Genomic DNA, 6,720 nt, shown 5'->3' with positions numbered 1-6,720 from the left:
GGTACTGCCCTGTGGTGGGGTGGGAGAGTAGGTCGCTGCCACGGTTTTTTGTGAGGGTGGGGGATCGTCTGTGGGCGGTCCCCTGCTTTTTTTGTGGGGGGAGGGGTTGTCTTACGGGGCGGCCCCTCCCCCTTTTTTCGTGGGCTCATATGTGCACTTGTGAAATCAGCAGGCGCCTAAAACCCGTAGTTGTACATCCAGTTGCCCGGGTAGACGGTTCCGACACCGTTGCGGTAGGCGTAACCGCCGTAGGCGCCGCCCTCCACGAAGGTCCAGCCGCCCAGGGTCCTGCCGTGCAGGGCGACGTACCACCCGGCGGCGTTGGGGTCGCTGTACCCCCGCAGTGAGAAGTGGATGTGCGCACCGGTCGTCGAACCGCCGGCGCAGAGACTGTTGCCCTGGGTGCCCAGGTAGTGGCCGACCCCGACGTTGTTGCCGGGCAGCCACTGGTAGTTCTCCAGGTGGTAGTAGTCCGTGGAGTACCCGTTGTCGTGGATCACCCGCGTCCAGCCGGTACACAGGCTGTAGGCGTAGCCGCCCCGGGCCGCGCGGGCCTGGCCGCTGCCGCCGGCGAAGTCCACCGAACTGTAGGGATGGCCTCCGCTGTTGCCGTGCGGTCCTCCCGTCATGACCATCGACGAGCCGATGGCGAACGGCAGCCCGACACCGGTGTAGCTGCTCGTGGAGACGCCGGAGGGATCCGTCGAGGCGGCGACGGTCTCCCGTTCCTCCTCCTCCAGCAGTGCGGAGTCGGCCAGGATCGAGGAGAACTCCTCGGTGCCCTCCAATCCCACCGTCCATGCGGAGCCCTCGTAGTCGGCGGCGAACAGCCAGGCGTGGGGGCTCTCGTCGACGTTCATGGGCGCGGTCACGATGGCGACGCCGAACGCCGAGCCGTCGGCGGCCTCGCGGACGTCGACCCGCACGTCGCGCTCCTGGCGGGAGAGCGCGCTGAGGGTCGAGTTCCGTGCTTGGAGGACGTCGGTGACCACCGACTCGGCCAGGACGTCCTCGGCGGGAGCGGCTGCCGATCCGCCCGGCAGGGTCTCGGCGGTGTCGCCGTCGACGGTGATCTCGACGTTGTCGGCCGAGGCGAGCGGGGTTCCCGCCGGGCTCGGTTGGGCGTGGGCAGCGGAGGCGGTGACGGCCAGGACGGCCGAGGCCGTGACGGCTACGGCGGTGACACCCAGGGGGCGGGTTCTGGAGGCCAGGGCACGGAGGAGGGGGGTGACAGGGGGTGGCAACTCTTCTCCTTGTGGGGGCGGAGCCATCGGGACCGTGCGCACAGGGGTGCGAGCGCACAGTTACCGAAGGGTAATGACGAGTCCGTGCCCCGACAAGGGGTGTAAGGGCGGCGCTTCACGCGATGCCGCCAGCAAGGGCCGCCCACAGGTGCCGCCCGCAGAGGAAGGCCCCGCTCCCACATCCGGGAACGGGGCCTGTGGTCTTCCTGCAAGGTCAGCGGATACTCGCGGTCCTGCCCTCCAGACCCAGGAGGAACTCCTTGCGCTCCAGACCGCCCGCGTACCCGGTCAGGGAACCGTTCGCACCGATCACCCGGTGGCACGGCACGATGATGCTGATCGGGTTGCGGCCGTTGGCCATGCCCACCGCCCGGGAGGCGGTCGGCCTCCCCAGTTCCTCCGCCAGCTGGCCGTAGCTCGCGGTCTCGCCGAACGGGATGGTCGTCAGCGCAGCCCACACCTTCAGCTGCCATTCGGTTCCCGCGGGGGCCAGCGGCAGGGCGAACTCGCGCAGTTCGCCCGCGAAGTACGCCTTCAGCTGCTCCTCGGCGTCGGCGAACGACTTCCGGTCGGCCATCCAGTCCTGCGGTACCACCCGCGTCTTCCCGTCCTTGGCGGGGGTGAGCACGCCGCCCAGGGCCGCACCGTCACCGAACAGGGTCAGTTCGCCCACGGGCGATTCCATCGTCGTGTACCGCGTCGGTCCGGGCAGGGGAGCGCGGAACTCCACCGTCGCCACCCTCGGGGGCGCCTTCGGCTCCACATCGAACGCGAGCATGCCCTGCTCCTCCTGCCACGGCTCCCCGACTGCCCGCACCTGCTGCGTGCTCATGCCGATTCCTTCCGTTCCTGGCGCTCCTGGCGCTCCTTCGAGCCACCCCGCACGCCTTTGCTCGTGACCACGTCTCCCCGGACGGCCCCGCTCTCCCGCTCACGGTCCGCCAACGACGCCCACAGCGCATGGTTGGCGTAGGACCGCCACGGACTCCACACCCGGGCCTCCCGCGCGGCGGCCGCGGGGGTCGCCCGTCTGCCCGCGGCCTCCAACGCCATCCGGACGCCCAGGTCGCCGTGCAGGAACACGTCCGGATCACCCAGACCCCGCATGCGCACATAACCGGCGGTCCACGGGCCGATGCCGCGCAGTTCCACCAGACGCCGTTCGACCTCGTCCCGGTCGCACCCCGGCCCCAGGTCGATCCACCCCGAGGCGATCGCCTCGCACAGTCCCGCCAGGGCGCGTCCCCGCGCGACCGGGATGGAGAAACCGGTCGGGTCGGCGGCGGCGAGCGCGTCAGGAGAGGGGAACACGTGGGTGAGTCCCCCGCCCGGTGCCTCCAGGCCCGGAACGAGCGGTTCGCCGAACCGCTCCACCAGCCGCCCCGCCAGCGTGCGGGCCGCGCGTACCGACACCTGCTGGCCGAGGACCGCCCGGACCGCCAGCTCGGCCGGATCCACGTGCCCCGGCGAGCGCAGTCCCGGGTGGGCGGCCACCGTCGGTCCCAGGAGCGGGTCACCGCCCAGGGCCTCGGCCACCGCCCGCGGGTCGGCGTCCAGATCGAGCAGCCTGCGGCACCTGCGCACCGCGCTGGTCAGGTCGCGCGCCTCCGACAGCCGCAGACGGCACAGCACGTGCCCCCCACCGCCCGCGGACACCCCGCCGCCCACCGCGTCCGCGGCGTCCGCCGAGCGAGCACCTCCCGCCGCACCGGCGCGGCGAGACCTGCCCGCCCTGCCGTTCCCGGACCCCTCGGACAGTTCCACCACCGCGGGACCGTGCGCCAGCATCAGCGTCCTGCGGTAGACCCCGTCCCGGTACTCCTCCACCCCCGGCACCGCCCGGTCTCCGAGGAACCTCAGCATCTGGGCGAGGTCGATCGGTTCCCGGTAGGGCAGCCGCAGCGTCACCGTCCCCGGTTCGGTGGCCGCTGGGCGGACACCCGCCGCACGCGAACCCCCGGAAGCCGACGCACGCCCGCTCCCCATGGTCCGCATCTCGGTGGGGGAGCGGTCGAACACCGCGCGCATCGTCTCGTTGAACTGGCGCACGCTCGCGAACCCCGCTGCGAAGGCGACGTCCGCCATCGGCATGTCCGTGGTCTCCACCAGCACCCGCGCAGTCTGCGCGCGCTCGGTCCGGGCCAGGGCCAGCGGCCCCGCACCCACCTCCGCCGACAGCAGCCGGTTGAGCTGGCGCTCGCTGTAGCCGACCGCCGAGGCCAGAGCGCTGACGCCGCCCCGGTCCACGGCACCGTCCTGGATGAGACGCATCGCGCGGCCCACCACGTCGGCCCGCAGGTTCCACTCCGGCGAACCGGGGGTCAGGTCGGGACGGCACCGCTTGCAGGCGCGGAAGCCCGACTCCTGGGCGGCCGCGGCGGTCGGGAAGAAACGGACGTTGACCCGTTTCGGAGTGACGGCAGGGCAGCTCGGACGGCAGTAGATGCCGGTGGTGCGCACGGCTGTGTAGAAGACGCCGTCGAAGCGGGCGTCCCTGCTGTGTACGGCGCGGTAGCGCTGGTCGTCGTCCATCACGCCATCCATGTTCGCCGACGCGGCACACCGAAGCTGGCGGTTTTCGGACATCGAAGCGAGGGCCTCCGGGACTCCGGCGCCCATCGGCGCCGAGGGGCCCGTCGGGCTCCCGGGCCGGTCAGTCCGGAGGGACCCACCGGCCCGGGGAGCCACCGCCTACGAGGGGCTCAGAGGACACCGCCGCGCTCGTCACGCGTCCCGGGCGCGGGGGAGCTTCCGGGGCCGTCCGTACCGCGCACGGGGCCTTCCGCGCCGCTGGTGGGGCCGTTCGTGCCGCCGCGGACCCCGGTGGCTCCCGCGTCCTCGCTCCCGGGCACGTCCTCCGCGGTCTCACCGTGGTCGAGGAGGTACTGCACGTACACCGGGCGCAGCGCCTCCTGGACCTCCGGGTCGGCCTCGGCGGACAGCGCCTCGTACACGAAACCGGACAGCTGGGCGACGCTCGCCTCACTGGCCTCCTCGTTGCCCGCCGCCGCCTCGGCGGCCGGGATCAGTCCGAGGAGCCGCCAGAAGAAGCGCAGGTCCCACCGCTGCCGCGCCAGTTCGACTGCGCGGTCCCGCAGGTCCTCTGTGCTGGTCTGGTCGAATTCGGTGACATCGTCTCCCATGTTCGGACGATACCCGTCCCCGCGCCCGCCACCCGACAGTGACCTGCGTTACGCTTCATGCGAGTTCATCGTCTCGTCCCCGCGCACCCGGGGGCCTCCCACAAGGAGGGTCGGGCGGCCGGGGGAACATTCGTGAGGGGTTTGCCATGGCCGAGGGCGCAGCACGGATCGTCGTAGCGAAACCGGGGCTGGACGGGCACGACCGCGGTGTCAAGATCGTGGCCCGTGTGCTGCGCGACGCCGGTGTCGAGGTCATCTACACGGGCCTGCGCCAGACGCCCGAGATGATCGTGGCGGCCGCGCTCCAGGAGGACGCCGACGCCATCGGTCTGTCCGTGCTCTCCGGCGCCCACATGACCATGTTCTCCCGGGTCCTGGAGCTGCTCAGGGAGAACGGCGCCGAGGACATCCGGGTGTTCGGCGGCGGGATCATCCCCGACGCCGACATCGCCGAACTCGAACGCCTGGGCGTCGCCAAGATCTTCACTCCGGGCGCTCCGACCTCGGAGATCGCCGACTGGGTGCGGGAGAACGTCCGTCCGGCGCACGCCGCCTGACCGCTTCCCGCGCCACCGGAGTTCCGCCCGGCCCCGTCCCTTCCGGGTGATGTTGGTCGCACCTGCTCAGGGGGTCGTACCCGGACGAAAAGCGCCCTCGTGGTGTTATGTCGTGTCCCTGGTCACATATTTTCCCACGCGGGTGCTTCCGCGATGCCGCCTGAGCGGCTTTCGGGGCGGACCGGAGCCGGTCAACCCGGGCCCCGGTGTCTGTCGGCCGGATTTCAGGCGACTAAGCTTTGCGCATGTCGCGGGTGGCAACGCCGCGGCGATCTCGATCTTCTGTAAGCGGCGCAGCCCGCGGGGTTGTGCCTCGTGCGCCCCGTGTGACACGTGTCAGCGGGTCACAGCCGATCCGGACGAGGCCACCCCGGTAGACATCCTGAGCCAGCGAGTTACAAGGACGGACCCTCGTGGACCTGTTCGAATACCAGGCGAAGCAACTCTTCGCAGAGTACGGGGTTCCCGTACCCCAGGGGAAGGTGGCGAGCACGGCCGCTGAGGCGCGTGCCATCGCTGATGAGTTCGCCGCCGCCGGCAAACCCCGCGTCGTCGTCAAGGCGCAGGTCAAGACCGGTGGTCGCGGCAAGGCCGGCGGCGTCAAGGTCGCCGAGGGCCCCGAGGACGCCCAGGCCAAGGCCGAGCAGATCCTCGGCATGGACATCAAGGGCCACACGGTCCACCGCGTCCTGATCGAGGAGGCCTCCGACATCGCGGAGGAGTACTACTTCTCCTTCCTGCTGGACCGCGCGAACCGCACCTTCCTGTCCATCTGCTCCGCCGAGGGCGGCATGGACATCGAGGAGGTCGCCGAGACCAACCCCGACGCCGTCGCCAAGTTCGCGGTCGACGCCCTGACCGGCGCCCCCGCCAGCATCGCGGCGGAGATCGTCAAGGCGGGCAAGCTGCCCGAGGCCGCCGCCGAGGGCGCGACCGAGGTCATCACCAAGCTGTGGGACGCCTTCGTCGGCAAGGACGCCACCCTCGTCGAGGTGAACCCGCTCATCCTGACTTCGGACGGCCGGGTCGTCGCCCTGGACGGCAAGGTCACCCTGGACGAGAACGCCGAGTTCCGCCAGGACCTGGAGAGCCTCACCTTCGCCGAGGAGGGTGACCCCCTGGAGGTCGCCGCCAAGGCCAAGGGCCTCAACTACGTCAAGCTCGACGGCGAGGTCGGCATCATCGGCAACGGCGCGGGCCTGGTCATGTCCACCCTGGACGTGGTCGCCTACGCGGGCGAGGCGCACAACGGCGTCAAGCCCGCCAACTTCCTGGACATCGGCGGCGGCGCCTCGGCCGAGGTCATGGCCAACGGCCTGGACATCATCCTGGGCGACCCCTCGGTCAAGAGCGTGTTCGTCAACGTCTTCGGCGGCATCACCGCCTGCGACGCCGTGGCCAACGGCATCGTCCAGGCCCTGGAGCTGCTCGAGAGCCGCGGCGAGGACGTCAGCAAGCCGCTGGTCGTCCGTCTGGACGGCAACAACGCCGAGCTGGGCCGCGAGATCCTGACCAAGCGGGCCCACCCGGCCGTGCGACAGGTCGACACGATGGACGGCGCCGCCGCTCAGGCCGCCGAGCTCGCGGCGAAGTAGGGGACGGAACACACCATGGCTATCTTCCTCAACAAGGACAGCAAGGTGCTCGTCCAGGGCATGACGGGCTCTGAGGGCACCAAGCACACCCGGCGCATGCTCGCCTCGGGCACCAACATCGTGGGCGGGGTCAACCCCCGCAAGGCCGGTCAGAAAGCCGACTTCGACGGCACCGAGGTCC

General features: G+C 71.0%; 6 protein-coding genes and 1 pseudogene. 3 read left to right on the top strand and 4 right to left on the bottom strand.

Annotated elements, in window-relative coordinates:
• Window positions 1–176: 176 nt before the first annotated feature.
• The 4 genes from FYW99_RS31435 to FYW99_RS31420 form a co-directional block, all read right to left on the bottom strand.
• Window positions 177–1,244, bottom strand: coding sequence for a M23 family metallopeptidase (locus tag FYW99_RS31435; RefSeq protein ID WP_150256227.1), 1,068 nt, complete (start codon window positions 1,242–1,244; stop codon window positions 177–179).
• Between the two features lie 214 nt (window positions 1,245–1,458).
• The gene (locus FYW99_RS31430; RefSeq protein ID WP_150256229.1) at window positions 1,459–2,022 is read right to left on the bottom strand and encodes a methylated-DNA--[protein]-cysteine S-methyltransferase; all 564 of its coding nucleotides are present in this window, start codon (window positions 2,020–2,022) and stop codon (window positions 1,459–1,461) included.
• A gap of 50 nt (window positions 2,023–2,072) precedes the next feature.
• Window positions 2,073–3,776 carry a DNA-3-methyladenine glycosylase 2 family protein gene (locus tag FYW99_RS31425; protein ID WP_150256225.1) on the bottom strand — a complete coding sequence of 568 codons (1,704 nt, stop codon included), beginning with the start codon at window positions 3,774–3,776 and terminating at the stop codon, window positions 2,073–2,075.
• A gap of 170 nt (window positions 3,777–3,946) precedes the next feature.
• Window positions 3,947–4,387 carry a hypothetical protein gene (locus FYW99_RS31420; RefSeq protein WP_150256222.1) on the bottom strand — a complete coding sequence of 147 codons (441 nt, stop codon included), beginning with the start codon at window positions 4,385–4,387 and terminating at the stop codon, window positions 3,947–3,949.
• 146 nt (window positions 4,388–4,533) lie between these two features.
• Between FYW99_RS31420 and FYW99_RS31415 the strand changes: the two genes are divergently transcribed.
• The 3 genes and pseudogenes from FYW99_RS31415 to FYW99_RS31405 form a co-directional block, all read left to right on the top strand.
• Complete coding sequence (locus tag FYW99_RS31415) at window positions 4,534–4,944, top strand: cobalamin B12-binding domain-containing protein (RefSeq protein WP_150256220.1); 411 nt, start codon at window positions 4,534–4,536, stop codon at window positions 4,942–4,944.
• A 413-nt stretch (window positions 4,945–5,357) separates the two neighbouring features.
• Entirely contained in the window at window positions 5,358–6,539 is a 1,182-nt protein-coding gene (sucC, locus tag FYW99_RS31410; protein ID WP_150256218.1) for an ADP-forming succinate--CoA ligase subunit beta, read from the top strand.
• Between the two features lie 15 nt (window positions 6,540–6,554).
• Window positions 6,555–6,720 (top strand): annotated as a pseudogene (locus FYW99_RS31405) (succinate--CoA ligase subunit alpha); the annotation flags it as partial.

The sequence above is a fragment of the Nocardiopsis deserti genome (assembly GCF_008638355.1).
GTDB lineage: Bacteria > Actinomycetota > Actinomycetes > Streptosporangiales > Streptosporangiaceae > Nocardiopsis > Nocardiopsis alborubida.
Note: the sequence above shows the minus strand (reverse complement) of the source record. Positions and strands in the feature narration are given on the sequence as shown.

Bases quoted from the DNA above. Each gene is read 5' to 3' on its own strand.
- FYW99_RS31430 (WP_150256229.1), bottom strand. From the start codon at position 2,022: ATGCTCGCGTTCGATGTGGAGCCGAAGGCGCCCCCGAGGGTGGCGACG.
- FYW99_RS31425 (WP_150256225.1), bottom strand. From the start codon at position 3,776: ATGGACGACGACCAGCGCTACCGCGCCGTACACAGCAGGGACGCCCGC.
- FYW99_RS31420 (WP_150256222.1), bottom strand. From the start codon at position 4,387: ATGGGAGACGATGTCACCGAATTCGACCAGACCAGCACAGAGGACCTG.
- FYW99_RS31415 (WP_150256220.1), top strand. From the start codon at position 4,534: ATGGCCGAGGGCGCAGCACGGATCGTCGTAGCGAAACCGGGGCTGGAC.